Annotated in this window: 1 protein-coding gene and 1 pseudogene; both read right to left on the bottom strand. The window is 71.4% G+C overall.

Features of this window, described 5'->3' with window-relative positions:
- Window positions 1–576: pseudogene (locus E3D03_RS20980) on the bottom strand (phage tail tape measure protein); the annotation flags it as partial.
- A partial coding sequence (locus E3D03_RS20975) for a hypothetical protein (protein WP_263568551.1) occupies window positions 569–881 on the bottom strand: 313 nt, incomplete at its 5' end. The gene E3D03_RS20975 and the pseudogene E3D03_RS20980, both read right to left, overlap by 8 nt.

Raw genomic sequence — 881 nt, 5'->3', positions numbered from 1 at the left:
CCGCGACATGGCGATGGAGCCTTCCTCGCCGAACAGCTGTCCCGCGACGGCCGCGCGTTCGGCGGCGGGCACGAAGCTTTCGATGGCGGCGTTGATGGCACCGACGCGCTGATCGAGCGGCAGCGCGATCAGGTCGTTGGCCGAAAGCCCCAGCCGGTCGAGCGCGTCGGCGGCGGGACCGCTCCCTGCGGCCGCCTGGCTGAGACGGCGCGTCAGATCCTTGGTGGCCTGCTCGATACCGGACATCGACACGCCCGCCAGCTCGCCCGCGCGCTCCAGCGTCTGGATCGAGGCGACCGTGGTGCCAAGCGACTGCGCGAGCTTCGCCTGCGCATCGACGGTCTGGAGGCCAGAGCGGATCATCGCCACGCCAGCGGCGGCTGCGGCGGCCACGGCGGCTGCGGCGGCCACACGCACCCGCCGCGAGAAGGCCGCAAGCCGGGTATTCGCCGCTTCCATTTCCCGGCCTAGCCGTCCGAAGCCGCGGGCACCGGCTTCGCCGACGCCTTCCAGCTCGGCGCGAACCTGTCGCCCGCCCACGGCCGCGAGGCGGACGCTGACCCTCTTCTCAGCCATGGGAGTGATCCATCTGTTCGTTGAGTTTTGCGACCATCACCGCCTCGATGACGGGCAGCAGTTCGGCCGTGACGAGCGGCGGTACGCCGAGGGCGTCACCGAGCGCGAGCGCGGCCGACATATCCCAGCCGATCACGGCGCCGGGCAGCACGCGGAGCTGCCCACCAAGGCGACCGACGAGGTCCCAGACCTGCCAACCCTCCGGTGTTTCCGGACGGTTCAGCCGCGCCGGGCAGTCCGGGCACGTCGTTTGGCAGGCGTCGCAATATCGGTCGCCCCCGCCGAAGGACCATTCGGCGAGAGCG

This window comes from Paracoccus sp. DMF (assembly GCF_004407025.1).
Taxonomy (GTDB): Bacteria; Pseudomonadota; Alphaproteobacteria; order Rhodobacterales; family Rhodobacteraceae; genus Paracoccus; species Paracoccus aminovorans_B.
This window is presented reverse-complemented; position numbering and strand designations above follow the sequence as displayed.